The following is a 17,792-nucleotide window of genomic DNA, read 5'->3' as shown; positions in this document are numbered from 1 at the left end:
ATTATTTTATTACTCAAATAGAATTTAAAACATTAATATAATTTTTTAATAACTAGTGAATTATTAATCATATTAATCTTTTTATGAAGAAATAAGAAACATTATTGACACTTATAAAAGCATTAAAACACTTTCATAGTTTTATACTCAAAAATTAAAATTATTTTTTAAGAATATATAAAAATATCATCTAATTATTATAAATTAAAGTAATTACTTAAATGGTGTTAATTTGCCTATTTAAAGCTTAATAGTATATATTCAAAATTAGCGTAAATAAAGGCAAATTAAATATTTAAAATATTAGTAAATTTATACTATAGATTTATAAGCAATGTGAAAAATTATTAATTATTAAAATATTAAAAAAGAAACTTTTTATAAGTTTATTACTAATAAATATTGATGATATTTTATTTTTTATATTAATTTTATTACAAATTCTCTAATTCAAAATACCATAAAATCGTGATTTTTTATATATTATAATTTTTATCTTATGAGATTATAAAAAAAATAATATTTGACTTATAATGTAATTTAGAATAATATTTTGCTATTAATTTTTTATTTTAAGAAAAAAATAAAGATTAATACCAAAATTCTTATTTAAAGGAGTTTTATATGAATGAAGAAAAATTCAATAGGCGAGATTTCATAAAATCAGCTACTATTGGTGTTGGTGCAGTAGCAGCTAGCACAAGCCCTGTATCAATTATGGCAAGTGAGCTTAAAAAAAGTGGTAAAAATACCTCACTACCAAGCGTAGATGTTTTAGTTATCGGCTCTGGTGGTGCTGGTCTTAGAGCTGCTGTTGCGGTTAGAAAAAATCACCCAAATTTAAATGTTGTAGTAGTTAATAAAGGTATGCCATCACGAAATGCAACCTGTATGGCTGAAGGTGGGATTAATGGTGTGATTGATTTTGAAAATGGTGACTCAAACAAATTACACGCATATGATACTGTTAAAGGTAGTGATTTTTTAGGCGATCAAGATGTAATTATTAAATTTGCACAAAAGGCTACCGAAGCAATTCACGAACTTGATTATGCAGGAATGCCTTTTAATAGACAAAAAGATAAAACGGTTGCAAGGCGTTTTGCTGGTGGTGCAAAATATGAACGCTGTAATTATGCAGCCGATAAAACAGGCTCTATTATGATGCACACCTGTCTTGATGAAGCCATTACAAATGGTGTTAATTTCTTGCTTGACCATTACTTACTTGATATTGCGATTGATAATAATGAGTGCGAAGGTGTAGTTCTTTTAAATATGCAAACAGGAGATGTAGTGCCTGTATTAGCAAAATCAGTAGTTCTAGCAACAGGTGGTTATACTCGTGTGTTCTATAACCGCACTTCAACCCCATTTAATGCTAGTGGAGATGGAATTGCTGCAGCACTTAGAGCTGGACTTGCGTTTAAAGACCCTGAAATGCTTCAATTTCACCCAACAGGAGTTAGAAATGGTGGTGCATTAATTACTGAAGCGGCAAGAGGTCTTGGTGGAAAATTAATTAATAATAAAGGCGAACGCTTTATGAGTAAATACTCAAATCGCCTTGAGCTTGCTCCAAGAGATATTGTTTCTCGTTCAATTGAAAGTGAAATTCGTTTAGGTAATGGATTTGGAGAAGGAATGGGTTCTTATGTTCTTTTAGATGTTACACATTTAGGTGAAGAACAAATTATGAATGAATTACCACAAATTCGTCATATTGGACTTTTATTTGAAGGTATAGATTTAGTAAAAGAACCAATTAAAATTCGTCCAACAGCACACTATTCAATGGGTGGTATAGAAATTGCAAAATTTGATGATATGAGTACTCATTTAGCAGGACTTTTTGCTGCAGGTGAGACAAGTTGTGCTTCAATTCACGGAGCAAATCGTCTAGGTGGAAATAGCTTAGCTGATGCGGCAGTTACAGGTAAACTTGCAGGTGAGGGTGCAGGTGAGTATGCAAGTAAAAGACAAAATTATGGCTCTGGCAAACACGCTGAAGAATTAGCTCAAAAATGGAGAATTAAGCTAAAAGATATAACAAGTGGCAATTCAAAACCTAACGAGCTTTATGATTTAAGAGAAGAATTTGGACAATACAACTGGGATAATATGGGAATTTATAGAACAGGAGAAAAGCTTGAAAAACATATAAAAATCCTAGATGAGATTTGGGCTAAATATAATAATCTTAAAATCTCAAATCCAAATATGTTCTATAACACCGCTTTAATTGAGTATTTAGAATTTGGAAATCTCATTCTTTTAGCAAGATGTGCTTGTCTTGGTGCATTAAACAGAAAAGAAAGCCGTGGGGCTCATACTAGAGAAGATTATCCAACAAGAGATGATGAGAATTTCTTAAAACATAGCCTTGTTACTTTAAAAGATGACAAATTAAGCCTTAGTTATAAAGATGTAGTTATTACAGAATTTAAACCTGAAGAAAGGAAATACTAATGAAAATTTTAATTGACCGCTTTAATGGAGTTGATAAATTTGTTCAAGCATATGATTTAAGTATAGATGAAGTAAAGGGAAAAACGCTTTTAGCCTTATTACAACATATAAAACGCACTCAAGATATTTCACTAAATTTTACTTCGGCTTGTCGTATGGCGATTTGTGGTGCTTGTGGTGTGCGTGTGAATGGGCATTCATACCTTGCTTGTGATACTAAAATGGATGATTTATTAAAAGAATATGACAATCCTGAAAGCTTAAAAATCTCTCCTTTGGCAAATTTTAAAGTTCTTTCGGATTTAGTTGTAGATTGGGAGCCAAGCATTGAGAATTTAAGAAAAATAAAACCAACTATAACACCAAAAGAAGCATTTTCTGATAAAAAAGGTTGCGTGCAAACTCAAGCTGAAGTTGATGCTATTAAAAAACAATGGGATTGTATTTTATGTGGTTGTTGTGCTAGTGAATGTAATAAACTTGAAGCTGATTCAAGTGATTATATGGAACCATTTGTATTTACTCACGCATTTCGTGCTGCTTATGATTCACGCTCAAAAGATGCTTTAAAACACTTAAAACCATCTATTGCAAATGGTCTTTGGATGTGCGTTCATTGTCAAGAGTGTGCTGACCGCTGTCCTAAAGGAATTAGTGCTGCTGATGATATAGCAATGCTAAGAGTAATGGCTATGAAAAAAGGTTTAAAAGATGGCACAGGACCAGCTCACGCAGAAGCATTCTTAAAAGACTTAGAAGATACAGGTAGATTAAATGAGATTTATTTAGCACTTCGCTCTGAAGGTGTTTTAGCAAATACTACAAAAATAGATATTGCATACAATCTAATGAAAGCAGGTAAGATGAATCCATTACATATTTTTGGTGATGAAGAAATTGAAGGTCATGAAGATTTAGTAAAAATGATTGAAGCAGCTAGAGCTGCTAATAAGGAGTAAGTTATGCAACAAAAAGATTTCGCTTTTTTCCCTGGCTGTGTTTTAAGTCAAGCAGCTAAAGAATCAAAAATGTCATTAGAAGCAATAGCTCCAATACTAGGTATAACTTTACACGAGATTAAGGGTTGGAGTTGCTGTGGTGCATCTCAAGCACAAGATGTAGACCCAATAGCAGCACTTGTAGCAAATGCTAGAAATATAGCATTAGCTGAGAATATGAATATGCCAATGCTAACAACCTGTAGCACTTGTATGTTAACTTTAACTCGTGCAAAAACTGCTTTAGATAAAGGTGCAAAAGACCGCATAAATGAATATTTAGCAAAAGGTAATATGAAATATCAAGGAAATAATGAAATAACAAGCCTTTTATGGATTTTGTATGAGAATTTAGATACCTTAAAATCAAAAGTTGTTAAGCCACTTTCAAATCTAAAAGTAGCTTTATTTTATGGTTGTCATAGTATTCGCCCTGAAAAATCATATAACGCAAAAGAAAGTTCAACTAATCCAAAAAGCTTTGAAGCTGTAGTTAGTGCGCTTGGTGCGACAATAGTTCCATTTGAAAAACGCTTAGATTGCTGTGGTTTTCACGCTAGTTATCCAGCAGTAAAATCGGTGCAAAAAATGTCATCTCAAATTGTTGGTAGTGCTGATAAAAATGGTGCTGATTGCGTTGTTACACCTTGTCCGCTTTGCCAAATGCAGCTTGATATTTACCAAGAACGCTATCAAGATGCAATGGGTTCTGAAATTAGAAAGCCAATAATTCATCTTTCTCAATTAGTAGGATTAGCACTTGGTCTTAGCAACGAGCAATTAGGACTTGATTTAAATATAATTGATGCTACAAAATTAGCATAATTTTAGGGGCTAAGCCCCTAATTCTTTTGCCATTTTTATAAACTCAAGCTCTAAATGTGAGAGTTTTTTATCTTTTTTATAAGCTATAACTAATGTTTTAATTAAATTATTATCCTTTATATTGAATAATTTTATTTTATCTTTTTTATCATCTTTTATTAATTCGCTAATAGTAAAAGTAGCACCAACACCACTTGCTACTATTGAATTTGCAATATCAAAAGTCTCAGTTTCGCATAAAATTTTAGGAATAAATTCATTGTTTTTAAACATTAAATCAATATCTAATCTACTTCTTTGAGAAGATTTTGGCAGAATAAATTTCTCATTTTTTAGTTCTTTGATTGATATTTCTGGCAATTCTTTATTTTTATATTTTAAAGATAATTCGTGTAAAGATGGTAGTGCTAGAAAAACATTGCTGCTTTTTATTATTTCATATTTTAAATATTTTATATCAAGTGGTAACACTAGCATTCCAAGGTCAATTTCATCATCATAAATCATTTGTTTGATTTTAAGCGTTGAAAAGATTTGAGAAATTTTAATATCAGCATCACTAAAACGCTTGCAAAATTGTGGCAAGAGATTTGGAATCATATTATAGCCATTTTGTAAGAATGCTATACGAATTTTGCCAGTTTTGGCATTGTTTAGTGCTGAAATTTCAGTATCAAGCTCTGCTATCATATCTTTTATTAGATTTGCTTTTTTTAAATATATTTCTCCTGCTTCGGTTAAAGATATTGGATTTGTGCTTCTATTAAAAAGCGTGGTTTTTAGCTCATTTTCTAATGCAAAAATACTTTGAGATAATGATGGTTGCGGTATTTTAAGCTCATTTGCAGCCTTTGTAAAGCTTTGCAATTTTGCTACTTTTAAAAATAGTTGCATATGTCTAAAATTCATCTTTTATCCTAATTTAAATTCTTTATTTTTCATATAAATATTTTATATGTTATTTGGTAATAAAATAAAAAATAGCTTTATAAAATTTTTTACTTTTAAAATTTAAATAGATAATATTTATTATAAGATTTTAAAACAAGGTAAAAATGATTATTCTAGCGTGGGTAATACCTGAATATAAGTAAAATAGCAAAAATAATATGCTAAATAATATTGACATTACAACAAATTCTGCTTTAGATTAATATATCTTGTAAGAATATTGTAAAGCAAATTGAAGCTGTATTTTATGGTTTTCATATTATACAAATTTATATAATTTTTAAAGATGAATTATTTAGTAAAGCAATGATTTTAAATTCTTATTTTGTAAAAATCAAAATAAGAATTTAAACAAGCATTATAAACCTAATTGAATTTCTTTAGAATATAAATATCCTAAATGATTGGTGTTATTTAAGGTTATTATTTTTGCTAAATCATTAGATATTTCAAGGACATTAATACAGGTATTATCTTGAGTAATGTTCCAAAATGAGCTAAGTGGTGCATTTAATAAATGAGAAATGATTACCTTATTTACTGCATCGTGAGCGAAAACTGCAATTGTTTTTCCATCGTATTTTGTAATATAATCGTTTATTGCAAGTTTTACTCTATTTAAAATATCTTCTAAGCTTTCTCCATTAGGCATTTTTACTAAATGTGGGGTTTGCTTCCATTTTTTTAATAAATCTTGTTCTATTTCACTTGATAATCTACCTTCCCAAGTTCCGTGATTTATCTCTAATAATCTTTCATCTTTTAAAACTTCTTTATTGTGAAATTTAGCACTTTCACAAGCTGTTTCATAAGCTCTTTTTAAAGGACTTGCTATAAAAAAATCAATTTGTATATTTTTTAAAGCAAGGGCTAATTTCTTAGCTTGTTCCTTGCCTAAATCACTTAAATCAGTATCAATTTGACCTTGATATCTACCTTCTTTATTCCAATTAGTTTGCCCGTGTCTAAGTAATATTAGATTAATCATCGCAAATCTCACTGCAATCAATTATCTTAACTCCATGAACTCCAGCTAATTCACAAAGTTTTTTATAATCTGTTTTTAATGGTTTTTTATTAATGCTAATTGCCATTATGTTTTCACCACTTGTATTTGTTTTGCTAACTTGCATACTTAAAATATTTATTCCTGCTTCGCCTAAAATAGTTCCAATTTGTCCTATCATACCAGGCACATTATCGTGTGGCACTAATAATAATACTCCACTTGGTTCAAATTTAATATCATATTCATCAATACCACTAACATAAGCACTCTTATCGCTCATTAAAGCTCCTCTTATTTCGTGCTCACCTAATTCGCTTACTATTTTTACTTTTATTTGATTATTTACTTCATCACTTTTTTGCTCAATTAAGCTTATTCCTCTATTTTGAGCTAGAATTGGTGCATTAACCATATTTACTTTTTCTTGCAATATAGAATTTAATAATCCACATAACATTACTTGGCTTAAAGCTCTAGTATCAAGCTCTTTAAAGGCATTTGAATATTCAATGAAAACTTGTTTAATTGCTGAATTGCTAACTTCACATGCAATAAATCCTAATGCTTTTACTAGATTAAAATAAGGCTTAATTTTATTTAGCATTTCAGGGCTAACTGGCACAGCATTTAAAGCACTAGCAACCATTTGACCATTTAACGCTTCTTTAATAGCAATTGCCACATCAACTGCAACTCCTTCTTGAGCTTCTATTGTAGATGCACCTAAATGCGGTGTTAAAACCACATTTTTTAAAGTTGTAATCTCGTGGTTTCCTAATGGCTCATTAGCAAAAACATCAAGAGCAGCTCCTGCAATATCTCCATTTTTTAAAGCATTTGTTAAATCATCAAGATTAATACATTCACCCCTTGCTGCATTTATAATTCTTACACCTTTTTTCATTTTAGCTATGCTATTTTTATTTATCATTTCTTTTGTTTCATCTGTTAATGGAAGGTGTAGTGTAATAAAATCAGCTTCAGCATAAACTTCATCTAATTCACATTTTTTAACTTGTAAATGAATAGCTCTTTCGTTGCTAAGATATGGATCATATGCAATTACTTTCATACCAAATGCTTGTGCTCTACTAGCAACACCAGCACCAATTCTGCCTAAACCTAAAACCCCTAAAGTTTTATCTTTTAATTCAAGTCCTAAAAAGCTTTTTCTATCCCATATACCATTTACAACGCTAGCATGTGCGTTAGGTATCATTCTAGCAAGGCTTAACATTAGTGCAAAAGTATGTTCTGTAGCTGCGTTTGTATTACCATTTGGTGCATTTACTACTATTATTCCTTTTTTTGTAGCTGCTTTTATATCTATATTATCTACACCAACTCCAGCTCTACCAATTACTTTTAATCTATGAGCGTGTTCTAATACTTTTTCTGTAATTTTTGTAGCGCTTCTTAAAATAACTGCATCATAATCACCAATTATTTTTAGCAATTCTTCTTCGCTAATTTTAGGATATTCACTTACTTTACAATCTTTTTCTAAAATTTTAGTAGCTAAATCGCTAACTCCATCTAAAACCAAAATCTTGTTCATCTACTCTCCTTTAAATAAAAGCTTTATTCTAGCAATTATTTTAAAGGATTGATTAATTAATTTGTTTTAAGTCGGTATTTTTAATATCTTAATTCAAATTCTTTAGAATTTCTTGAGTATAAATAGCATCATCAACACTTGCTAAAAGCCCTAAATCATTTGTCTTGATATAATTAATAAACTCATCTTGCTCTTTTGCTAAGCTTGAACGAGCTTGAAGTGTTATTGTAGTTTCATCTTTAATTAATTTTGAGTTTAAAAAGTCTAATTCATAGCTTGATACATTTGTATTTATAAAGGCTTTTCTAATCTTGCTATTAAATTCCCAAGAAGCTAAAATATCAAGATTATTAGAATTTAGTTTAATTTGCGTGCAAGGATTATTTGTGCGATTTATTTTAAAACTAGCCTTTATCCCAAAGAAATTTGCTAAATCCAAATCATGCACACAAAGGTCTAAATCAACCCCAACATCACTAATTCTAGCTGGTTTTTTAGACGCTCTTATAAAACTTGCATACTTTATTTCTTCGTTTTTGATATGTTTTAAAAACTCAAGACTTACAGGGTTAAATCTCTCGCAAAAGCCAACTGCTACATTTACTCCGCTATTTTTAATAGCTAAAGCTTCATCAAGGCTAAATGATAATGGTTTTTCTATTAGAATAAAATTGATTTTATCTTTAATCTTAGAAAATACTTCATAATGATATTTAGTCGGAACAACTATTATCGCTCCATCAATATCATTTTTTAATAATTCATCTAAATTAGAAAAATACTTATTATCATCAATCCAATCAGGCTTAATTAAATCAAAGCAATATAAATTTATATCCTTTTTACAAAGTTCGGTGTAGTGGTTTTTACCCATTACACCAAGACCTATTAATGCTATATTCATTAAAAGCCTTCTTTATCTAAAGTATTATTTAATTCATTTAAAAGTGCGATTTTTTCCCACTGAGTATTCATATCAATTTCATTGCCTTCTTCTGTAGAGCTAAAACCACATTGAGTGCTAAACTCAATTTGTTTTATATCTAAGAAATTAGCTGCTTCTTTTGCTCTTTTAATTAGAGTTTGAATACTTGGATTTTCCTTAGTTTTAGTAGTCAAAAGCCCAATTACTACTATTTGATTTTTAATATATTTTAATGGTTCAAAATCTCCTGACCTATCATCATCAAATTCTAAAAAGAATTTATTTATATTAAGATTTGCAAATAATTCGCTAGCAACCTTGCTATATCCACCACTAGCACTAAAATGGCTTCTATAATTACCCCTGCATATATGTATTGCACTTGTGATTGTTTTTGGCATAGTTGCTAGGCTTTTGTTTAAATACTCTACATATTCTTTAGTGCAATCATCGGCGTTATAGTTATTTTTGATTAGATTTGCTCTAAAATCTTCATCACAAAACGAGCCAAAGCTAACATCATCAAGTTGTAAATAAACTCCGCCTAATTTTTCAAATTCTAAATAAAAATCAGCATAGGCTTTTAAAATATCTTCTTTTAATTTTGCATAATCTTTTCCGTAGTATTCAAATTCTACATTAAATCCACCACGGATAAATAACATATATAAAAGCATTGATGGACTAGGAATTGTTAATTTTAAGCGATTTGTATCAATGCCTAATTCTTTTGCAATTTTTACTAAACTTGCAAAATCTTTTAAGAAAGGATGGTCTTTACATTCTATTTTATTAGTTATTTTAATACCTTCAGCTCTTGTTTCTATACCTTTAAAAACATAGCCTTTTTCTTTAATAATTTTGCTAATTCCACTAAATCCCCAATAAAAATCTAAATGCCACCAAGAGCGTCTAAATTCTCCATCACTTAGATAATAAACATTGTTTTTATCACACTCAATTAGTAATTCTTTTATGCACTCATCTTCAATAGCTCTTAATTCGTCTTTACTGATTTTTGCGTTTGCATAATCACTTCTTGCAGCTTTTAATTTAGCTGGTCTTAAGAATGAACCTACTTGATCTAATCTTCTCATTTATTCTCCTTTATTAAAAATTTCAATGATTTTTTCTTGGTCTAGTGTATCTAAAAATGCAGAAAATGGCAAAGATAAAATCTCGTTTGTTACATTTTCGCATACTTTAAAATCACTTGCTTTATAATCTAAATATTTAAAGCAAGGTTGCGAATATAGTGCTATTGGATAATGAATTGCGGTTGGGATATTGTTTTCACTTAGTTTTTTTACTACTAAATCTCTATTTTTAACCCTTACGCTATATTGAGCCCAAACACTCTTATATCCTGATTTTACCTTAGGTGTAATGCAGTTTTTAAGGTTTTTTGTATAAATGTTAGCAATTTCGTTTCTTTTAGCAATTTCTTCATCAAAATATTTTAATTTTACATTTAAAACTGCAGCTTGTATGCTATCAAGTCTTGCATTTAAGCCTATTATTTCGTGTTTATATCTCATTTCGCTTCCGTGATTTATAAGTAATTTTACTTTTTTTGCTAATTCATCGTTATTTGTAAAGATAGCCCCACCATCTCCATAACATCCAAGTGGTTTTGAAGGGAAAAAACTTGTCGTGCTAATATCGGCAATATTACAAGAGATATTGCCTAAATCATCTTTTGCACCAAAGCTTTGAGCCGCATCTTCAATCAAGTATAAATTATGTTTTTTACATATATTTTTTATGGAATTTAAATCAGGCATTTGACCAAAAATTGAAACTGCCAAAATAGCCTTAGTCTTAGGTGTAATTAGGCTTTCAATTTTGCTTATATCAAGGTTATAATCTACTTCGCTTATATCAACAAAAACAGGTTTAGCTTTAATTAAAGCTATCATTTCAGAACTTGCAATGAAAGTAAAAGGAGTTGTAATTATCTCATCACCTTCTTTAATCCCTAAAGCTTTTAATGCTACATATAAAGCCGTAGTTCCGTTTGAGCAAGAATATGCGTATTTTGCTTTTGTATAATTTGCCAGATTACTTTCAAGCAAAGCAACTTCATTACCACCGATAAAACTTGTATTATTTAATATATTTTGAATTCTTTCATCTATTTCGTTTTTGTATTTTAAATATTGAGATTTTAAATCACAGAATGCTAACATTGATTATCCTTAAAAAATAAAAGGCTAATTGTATTTGCTTTCATTTAATACATAATTATTTAAGGCTTTATTGTAATCTTTATAATAAGCTTTTTAAAATATAAATTTATAAAAATTATTTAAAATGATATTGAATGTGATAAAATAGGATATTTAAAAGCTTTTATTTATAAACAAGTAGCAAATACTCAAAAACTATAGCTAGTAATAAATCTATTTATTAATAAAATATTTGAATTATTAAATAATCTTATTTTATAGTATTTTATTATTATTGGAATTTAGGTGCTAGAGTTTTAAAAGTTAGTCTATATAAAAGGATAAAAATGAATGAATTAGAAAAGGTGCAAATTAGTTTGCCAATAATTTTAGATTTTGTATTCTATAGCGTATTAATGCTAGGAATTGGGTTTTATTTTTGGAAGAAAAATAAAACTTCAGAAGATTATTTTATAGGCGATAAAGGTATGGGTCCTATAGTATCAGCACTTAGTGCTGGAGCGTCTGATATGAGTGGTTGGCTTCTTATGGGATTACCAGGGGCTGTTTTATTATATGGCTTAGGTAAAACTTATATAGCAATAGGGCTTAGTATTGGTGCTTTAATTAATTGGATGTTTGTTGCTAAAAGGCTTAGAATTTATACTGACGTTAGAAAAGATTGTATAACGATTCCTGATTATTTTGAGACTAGATTTAGCGATGATAGTCACACCTTAAGAATAATTTGTGCTATTGTGATTTTAATATTTTTTACTATTTATATATCTAGTGGTTTAGTAGCTGGTGGAAAGCTTTTTGAAGAATTATTTTCAGTTAAATACGAACAAGCAGTAATTACAGGAACTATATTAATAGTTGTTTATACTTTCGTTGGTGGATATAAGGCAGTTTGTTGGACTGATTTGATACAAGGCTTATTGATGATGGGAGCTTTAATTATTGTTCCATTGGTTATGATTAATGAAATAGGCGGATTTAGCGAAGCTATTAATATAATAATTAAGCTTGGAGAAGAAAGTCAAAAAGATTATATTTCTATGAGTAAAAATCTAACTTTAGTAGGGATAATTAGTTCTTTAGCTTGGGGACTTGGGTATTTTGGTCAGCCACACATAATAGTAAGGTTTATATCTATAAAAAGCACAAAAGACATTCCAATTGCTACTTTTGTAGGTATTTCTTGGATGGTAATTAGTTTAATTGGAGCTATTTTAATAGGATTTATTGGTATAGCTTATTTATATAAGTTTAATATAGACTTATTAGATAAGGATAGAATTTTTATAGTAACTAGCCAATTATTATTTAATCCTTGGATTTCTGGAATTTTATTAAGTGCGATTTTAGCAGCGATTATGAGTACGGCAAGTTCGCAATTATTAGTATCTAGCTCAACTTTAGCAGAAGATTTTTATAGAAAAATTTTTAATAAAGGTGCTCCTGCTAAGATAGTAATGAGAGTTTCAAGACTTAGTGTTTTGGTTGTTGCTATTGTTGCTTTTATAATTTCTGCTGATAAAAATACTAGCATTATTGATATTGTTGGATATGCTTGGGCTGGTTTCGGTGCTTCTTTTGGTAGTGTGATAATTTTTTCTTTATTTTGGAAAAATATGAGTAGATTAGGTGCGATTTTAGGTATGAGTTTTGGTGCTTTAGGAGTGATTTTGTGGGAGCATATTGATTATTTTAATATTGCAAAAGAAGGTATATTTGAACTTTATTCAATAATACCAGGATTTTTACTAGCTTCAGTATTTATAATAATAGGCTCAATAATACAGCCAGTAAGACAAGGAACAAAAAAAGCTTATGATGATATGCTAACTAAATTAAAGCTCTAAAAATTAGAGCTTTATTATCTTTAGTTTAAAACCTTTTTGATATGATTTAAAAAATTTTCAAGGATATAAAAATGGATATAAGAAAAGAATTTTTAGAGTTTTTTGCTAGTAAAGGTCATGAAATTACCCCATCAAGCCCACTTGTGCCTGATGATGCAACTTTGCTTTTTGCAAATGCAGGAATGGTTCCTTTTAAGAGTATTTTTACAGGTGAAGTGCCAAGCCCAAATCCACCTAGAAAAACAAGCTGTCAAACTTGTATTCGTGCAGGTGGAAAGCACAATGACTTAGATAATGTTGGTTATACTGCAAGACATCATACATTTTTTGAAATGTTAGGAAATTTCTCTTTTGGTGATTATTTTAAAGAACAAGCTATAGCGTATGCTTGGGAATTTGTAACTGAGGTTATAAAATTACCTAAAGATAGGCTTTATGTAACCGTTCATGAAAACGATGATGAAGCTTATAATATGTGGCAAAAACACATTGCAAAAGAACGCATTTATAAATTTGGAGATAAAGATAATTTCTGGCAAATGGGTGATACTGGTCCATGTGGTCCTTGTAGTGAGATTTTTTACGACCAAGGTGAAGAAAATTTTAAAAGCGATGAAGATTATATGGGTGGAGATGGAGATAGATTCCTTGAGATTTGGAATTTAGTTTTTATGCAGTTTGAAAAACACCCTGATGGAACTATGACAAAACTACCAAAACCTAGCATTGATACAGGTATGGGACTTGAGCGTGTAAGTGCTATTAAAGAAGGAAAATTTAGCAATTTTGATAGCTCATTATTTATGCCAATAATTGAAAAAATCGCAAGTTTAGCAAACCTAAAATATGAATATAAAAGTGGAGCTAGTTTTAGAGTAATTGCTGATCATATTCGTTCAGCTACATTTTTACTAGCTCAAGGCGTAACATTTGATAAAGAAGGTAGGGGATATGTCTTACGCCGTATCGTAAGAAGAGCTTTAAGACACGGATATTTACTAGGATTTAAAAGTGCATTTATGTATAAATTAGTAGATATTGTTTGTGAATTAATGGGAGAGCATTATACATATTTAAATGAGAAAAAATCTTTTGTAAAAGAGCAATTATTAAGCGAAGAAGAGAGATTTTTAAATACTATTGAAAATGGAATGAGTATTTTTAATGAAGAGCTTAAAAATACTAAAAATGTTTTTAGTGGAGAAGTTGCGTTTAAATTATATGATACTTATGGCTTTCCACTTGATTTAACTCTTGATATGTTAAGAGAAAAAAATCTTAAAATTGATGAAGACAAATTCAATGAACTAATGGCTAAGCAAAGAGAATTAGCTAAAGCAAATTGGAAAGGTAGTGGGGATAAAGCAACTCACGGAGATTTTAAAGAATTATTAGATAAATTTGGTGTAAATGAGTTCGTTGGATATGAAAATACTGAAATTAAAGCAAAATTATTAGCTGTTTTAGATGAAGAATTTAAAATTGGAATTAAAAACAAAAAAGCTTGGCTAATGTTTGATAAAACTCCACTTTATGCAACAAGTGGTGGGCAAAATTACGATTTAGGTAGTATTTATAAAAATGATAAATTAGTTGCAAATGTGCTTGAAGTTGAGAAATTTTTTGATATTAATTTAGCTTTAGTTGAAATTGTAGGTGATTTTAATGTAAATGATGAATTATTAATCAAAATTGATACCGAAAGAAGAGCAGAAATCGCAAGACATCATAGTGCTACTCACTTGCTTCATTATGCACTAAGAAAGGTTTTAGGAGAAAATGCAACTCAAGCAGGTTCATTTGTAGATTTTAATAGAATTAGATTTGATTTTAATTTTACCCGTGCATTAAACGAAGATGAGCTAAAGCAAATTAGTGATATTGTAAATGATATGATTTATAAAGCTACAAATTCAATTATTCAAATAACTGATATTGAAAGTGCAAAAAAATGCGGTGCAATGGCGCTTTTTGATACAAAATATGGCGATAAAGTAAGGGTATTGACTTTAGGAGATAGTATTGAGCTTTGTGGTGGAACTCATGTTAGCAATACTTCAGTAATTGGCGATTTTATAATATTAAAAGAAAGCGGAGTAAGTGCTGGTGTTAGAAGAATTGAAGCAATAGCAAGTAAGGCTGCTAAAGAATACTCAAGGAATTTGATTGCGGAATTTGAAAATATCAAAAAAAGTCTAAAAACAAATGATATTTTAAAGAGTTTTGAGAATTTAAAAAATGAAATAAAAGAACTAAAAGACGCTTTAAAAAATGGTACTAATAATTTAAATAGTGAGATTATTAACGGCATTAATGTTTGCGTTAGTGAATATAACGGGCTTGATATTAAAGCTGGTATAGATGAGTTTAAAAATAAATTTGATAAAGCTGTTATTGTTTTAATCGCTTGCAAAGATGATAAAGTAAACATTGCGGTTGGCTCAAAAAATACTAGCGTTAAAGCAGGAAATTTAGCTAAGATTGTAGCTCAATTTTTAGGCGGAAATGGCGGTGGTAGAGATGATTTTGCTACTGCAGGTGCAAAAGATATTAGCAAAATTAACGAAGCTTTAGCTTTAGCAAAAGATGAAATCAAGAAGGTAATATGCTAGGGCTTGATAGCTTAGTTTTACCTTATATACATTTATTAGCCGGTATTTGCTTTATTGGTCTTCATTTAGGCATTAGAGCAAATGCTGGTTTTTATTTATGTGAAGATGAAGAGAATTTACAAAAAGCACTAAGGATATTAAAAAAGCAGCTTTATGCGTTTTTTGTTTTAATGGCTGTTATGGCTTTTAGTGCTATATATGTAATGATTAATAATAGTTCTGACCCATTGTTTAATACTTTAGCATCTACACAATGGTCGCTTTATGCTTTTGCTACTTTAAATTTATTATATATTTATTATCAATTTATTTTATGTGAGAAAGAAAAAGAAAATAAATTATTGGTTTGTAATGAAAAAATAGCTTTAATTGTTTATTATTTTATCCCATTAAATATTTTGATTTCTTGTATTGGTGTGCTATTTGCTTTACTCATTAGCACTATGATTTAAGGAGATTTTTTGAAATACATTATTTATTTTATAGCTGTTTGTGGAATTTTAGGCTGTGTTGTTTTAGGATATTTTTTAAATGTTGTTGAAAATAAAGATATTGATTATAAGGAATTTGATTTAGACCTTACAACTCAATTTTATGATAGAAATGGCACTTTACTTGCAAATGTTTTTAACGAAAATAGAGCTTATGCTAGATTTGAAGAAATTCCACCAAGACTAATTGAAGCATTAATTGCCATTGAAGATACGAGTTTTTTTGAACACGAAGGAATTAATATTGATGCTATTTTTAGAGCAATTATTAAAGATATTCAAAAAGGTCGCTTAGCAGAAGGTGCTTCAACTCTTACTCAACAACTTGTGAAAAATCATTATTTAACAAGTGAAAAAAGTATTAAAAGAAAAATAAATGAAGCAATAATTAGTTATGAAATTGAAAAAAATCTAACAAAAGAACAAATATTAGAAAGATATTTAAACTTTATATTTTTAGGGCATGGATATTATGGGATTAAAACAGCTGCTGCTGGGTATTTTCATAAGGAATTAAACGAACTTAGCCTTAAAGAAATGGCTATGCTAGTTGGCTTACCAAAAGCTCCTAGCACATATGATCCTACAAAAAGAATTGATTTATCGCTTTCAAGAGCTAATGCGGTTTTAAAAAGAATGTATGATTTAGGCTGGATTAGTGAAGCTGAATATAAACAAAATGTAGCTTTAAAACCGATTGTTTATGATGAGAGTTTAACCCAAAATAAAGCTCCTTATGTAATAGATGAAGCTATTAGACAATTACAAGCTATGGGAATTGAAGACATTAAAACAGGTGGTTATAGAGTTGAACTTAGTGTTGATTTGAATACTCAAAAAATAGCTGAAGAAGCTATTAAGTTTGGATATGATGAACTTATCAAAAGAGATAAAGATATAGATTTAAATCAAATCAATGGAGCTATGATAGTTACAGAGCCTAGTAGCGGGGATATTTTAGCTTTAGTTGGTGGGGTTGATTATTATAAAAGTAATTTTAATCGTGCTACTATGAGTAATCGCCAAGTGGGTTCAAGCTTTAAGCCATTTGTATATCTTACAGCTTTAAATCTTGGCTATTCACCTGCTAGCGAGATTGCTGATATTGCAAGAGTATTTGAAACTCGTGATGCACAGGGTAAGAAAATGATTTGGAAGCCTAAAAATTATGGAAAAGATTTTAATGGTTTAATCACTCTTAAAGAAGCACTTACAAAAAGTAGAAACCTAGCTACAATTAACTTATTACTTGATACTAGCCTTAGTTTTGTTCATCAAACAATTACTAAATTTGGTTTTACAAATGTTCCACAAGATTTATCAATAGGATTAGGTTCTTTTGGGGTTAGTCCTTATAATTACGCTGAACTTTATAGCATTATTTCAAATTATGGAACAAAACAACCTATTAGATTGATTACAAAAGTTACTGATAAATTTGGTAATGAAATTGAGTTAAAAACCAAAGAAGCAGAAGAATTTGTAAAACCTGAACAAGCTTATTTAATGATTGATATGATGAAAAATGTTGTCGCAGCCGGAACTGGTGGTGCAGCAAGAATTGCAGGACTTGAAGTAGCTGGAAAAACAGGGACATCAAATAAAAGTATAGATGCTTGGTTTGTAGGTTTTACGCCTAGTATTCAAGTAATAACTTGGTATGGTAATGATAATAATAAGCCTATGAAATATTATGAAGGTGGTGCTAGAACGGCTGCTCCTGTATTTAGATATTTTATGCAAAAATATTTAGCAGAAAATCCAAATATTAAAAGAACTTTTGATATACCAAAAGGCGTTGAAAAAAGAGTAATTGATGGTAAAACTTGGTTTTATACAGACAAATCACCTTTACCAAAAGCAAGTAGAAATGATATATTAAAACAACAAGAAGAAGATGGATTAATGTTTTAGGTAA

At 29.5% G+C, this 17,792-nt stretch carries 13 protein-coding genes; 7 read left to right on the top strand and 6 right to left on the bottom strand.

What is annotated here, in order from left to right; all coding sequences use genetic code 11:
* The first annotated feature begins 624 nt into the window (after positions 1-624).
* Genes sdhA through sdhE form a run of 3 tightly spaced genes read left to right on the top strand, consistent with a single transcriptional unit; the run spans position 625 to position 4,292 of the window.
* A complete protein-coding gene (sdhA, locus tag AVBRAN9334_RS03785) occupies positions 625-2,469 on the top strand; it encodes an 8-methylmenaquinol:fumarate reductase flavoprotein subunit (protein WP_336607074.1) in 1,845 nt (614 codons plus the stop codon).
* Entirely contained in the window at positions 2,469-3,428 is a 960-nt protein-coding gene (gene sdhB / locus AVBRAN9334_RS03780; RefSeq protein ID WP_214117140.1) for an 8-methylmenaquinol:fumarate reductase iron-sulfur subunit, read from the top strand. The genes sdhA and sdhB overlap by 1 nt, the downstream gene beginning before the upstream one ends.
* A 3-nt stretch (positions 3,429-3,431) precedes the next feature.
* On the top strand, positions 3,432-4,292 hold the full coding sequence (gene sdhE, locus AVBRAN9334_RS03775; RefSeq protein WP_214142701.1) for an 8-methylmenaquinol:fumarate reductase membrane anchor subunit: 861 nt from the start codon (positions 3,432-3,434) through the stop codon (positions 4,290-4,292).
* Between the two features lie 9 nt (positions 4,293-4,301).
* Here sdhE and AVBRAN9334_RS03770 read toward each other — a convergent pair whose 3' ends face one another.
* The 6 genes from AVBRAN9334_RS03770 to AVBRAN9334_RS03745 form a co-directional block, all read right to left on the bottom strand.
* Positions 4,302-5,201: a LysR family transcriptional regulator gene (locus tag AVBRAN9334_RS03770; protein ID WP_214142702.1), complete on the bottom strand. Its 900-nt coding sequence runs from the start codon at positions 5,199-5,201 to the stop codon at positions 4,302-4,304.
* A gap of 400 nt (positions 5,202-5,601) precedes the next feature.
* Positions 5,602-6,243, bottom strand: a complete 642-nt coding sequence (locus tag AVBRAN9334_RS03765; RefSeq protein WP_214142703.1) for a histidine phosphatase family protein — start codon at positions 6,241-6,243, stop codon at positions 5,602-5,604.
* Positions 6,224-7,810 carry a phosphoglycerate dehydrogenase gene (gene serA / locus AVBRAN9334_RS03760; RefSeq protein WP_214150537.1) on the bottom strand — a complete coding sequence of 529 codons (1,587 nt, stop codon included), beginning with the start codon at positions 7,808-7,810 and terminating at the stop codon, positions 6,224-6,226. The genes AVBRAN9334_RS03765 and serA overlap by 20 nt, the downstream gene beginning before the upstream one ends.
* 88 nt (positions 7,811-7,898) lie before the next feature.
* A complete protein-coding gene (locus AVBRAN9334_RS03755) occupies positions 7,899-8,714 on the bottom strand; it encodes a Gfo/Idh/MocA family protein (RefSeq protein ID WP_336607073.1) in 816 nt (271 codons plus the stop codon).
* Positions 8,714-9,832, bottom strand: coding sequence for a 5-methyltetrahydropteroyltriglutamate--homocysteine S-methyltransferase (locus tag AVBRAN9334_RS03750; RefSeq protein WP_336607072.1), 1,119 nt, complete (start codon positions 9,830-9,832; stop codon positions 8,714-8,716). The genes AVBRAN9334_RS03755 and AVBRAN9334_RS03750 overlap by 1 nt, the downstream gene beginning before the upstream one ends.
* The gene (locus AVBRAN9334_RS03745; protein WP_336607071.1) at positions 9,833-10,924 is read right to left on the bottom strand and encodes a DegT/DnrJ/EryC1/StrS family aminotransferase; all 1,092 of its coding nucleotides are present in this window, start codon (positions 10,922-10,924) and stop codon (positions 9,833-9,835) included.
* Positions 10,925-11,250: 326 nt separating this feature from the next.
* Between AVBRAN9334_RS03745 and putP the strand changes: the two genes are divergently transcribed.
* The 4 genes from putP (at position 11,251) to AVBRAN9334_RS03725 (ending at position 17,788) form a co-directional block, all read left to right on the top strand.
* Complete coding sequence (putP, locus tag AVBRAN9334_RS03740; protein WP_214119815.1) at positions 11,251-12,771, top strand: sodium/proline symporter PutP; 1,521 nt, start codon at positions 11,251-11,253, stop codon at positions 12,769-12,771.
* 71 nt (positions 12,772-12,842) lie between these two features.
* Positions 12,843-15,383 carry an alanine--tRNA ligase gene (gene alaS / locus AVBRAN9334_RS03735; protein ID WP_336607070.1) on the top strand — a complete coding sequence of 847 codons (2,541 nt, stop codon included), beginning with the start codon at positions 12,843-12,845 and terminating at the stop codon, positions 15,381-15,383.
* On the top strand, positions 15,377-15,835 hold the full coding sequence (locus AVBRAN9334_RS03730; RefSeq protein ID WP_214117112.1) for a hypothetical protein: 459 nt from the start codon (positions 15,377-15,379) through the stop codon (positions 15,833-15,835). The genes alaS and AVBRAN9334_RS03730 overlap by 7 nt, the downstream gene beginning before the upstream one ends.
* Positions 15,836-15,844: 9 nt before the next feature.
* The gene (locus tag AVBRAN9334_RS03725) at positions 15,845-17,788 is read left to right on the top strand and encodes a transglycosylase domain-containing protein (protein WP_214150496.1); all 1,944 of its coding nucleotides are present in this window, start codon (positions 15,845-15,847) and stop codon (positions 17,786-17,788) included.
* Positions 17,789-17,792: the final 4 nt, after the last annotated feature.

This window comes from Campylobacter sp. RM9334, assembly GCF_020138145.1.
GTDB lineage: Bacteria > Campylobacterota > Campylobacteria > Campylobacterales > Campylobacteraceae > Campylobacter_E.
This window is presented reverse-complemented; position numbering and strand designations above follow the sequence as displayed.

Coding starts and splice junctions, on each gene's coding strand:
- alaS (WP_336607070.1), top strand. CDS start 12,843: ATGGATATAAGAAAAGAATTTTTAGAGTTTTTTGCTAGTAAAGGTCAT.
- AVBRAN9334_RS03745 (WP_336607071.1), bottom strand. CDS start 10,924: ATGTTAGCATTCTGTGATTTAAAATCTCAATATTTAAAATACAAAAAC.
- sdhB (WP_214117140.1), top strand. CDS start 2,469: ATGAAAATTTTAATTGACCGCTTTAATGGAGTTGATAAATTTGTTCAA.
- AVBRAN9334_RS03770 (WP_214142702.1), bottom strand. CDS start 5,201: ATGAATTTTAGACATATGCAACTATTTTTAAAAGTAGCAAAATTGCAA.
- AVBRAN9334_RS03750 (WP_336607072.1), bottom strand. CDS start 9,832: ATGAGAAGATTAGATCAAGTAGGTTCATTCTTAAGACCAGCTAAATTA.
- sdhA (WP_336607074.1), top strand. CDS start 625: ATGAATGAAGAAAAATTCAATAGGCGAGATTTCATAAAATCAGCTACT.
- AVBRAN9334_RS03730 (WP_214117112.1), top strand. CDS start 15,377: ATGCTAGGGCTTGATAGCTTAGTTTTACCTTATATACATTTATTAGCC.
- sdhE (WP_214142701.1), top strand. CDS start 3,432: ATGCAACAAAAAGATTTCGCTTTTTTCCCTGGCTGTGTTTTAAGTCAA.
- serA (WP_214150537.1), bottom strand. CDS start 7,810: ATGAACAAGATTTTGGTTTTAGATGGAGTTAGCGATTTAGCTACTAAA.
- AVBRAN9334_RS03755 (WP_336607073.1), bottom strand. CDS start 8,714: ATGAATATAGCATTAATAGGTCTTGGTGTAATGGGTAAAAACCACTAC.
- putP (WP_214119815.1), top strand. CDS start 11,251: ATGAATGAATTAGAAAAGGTGCAAATTAGTTTGCCAATAATTTTAGAT.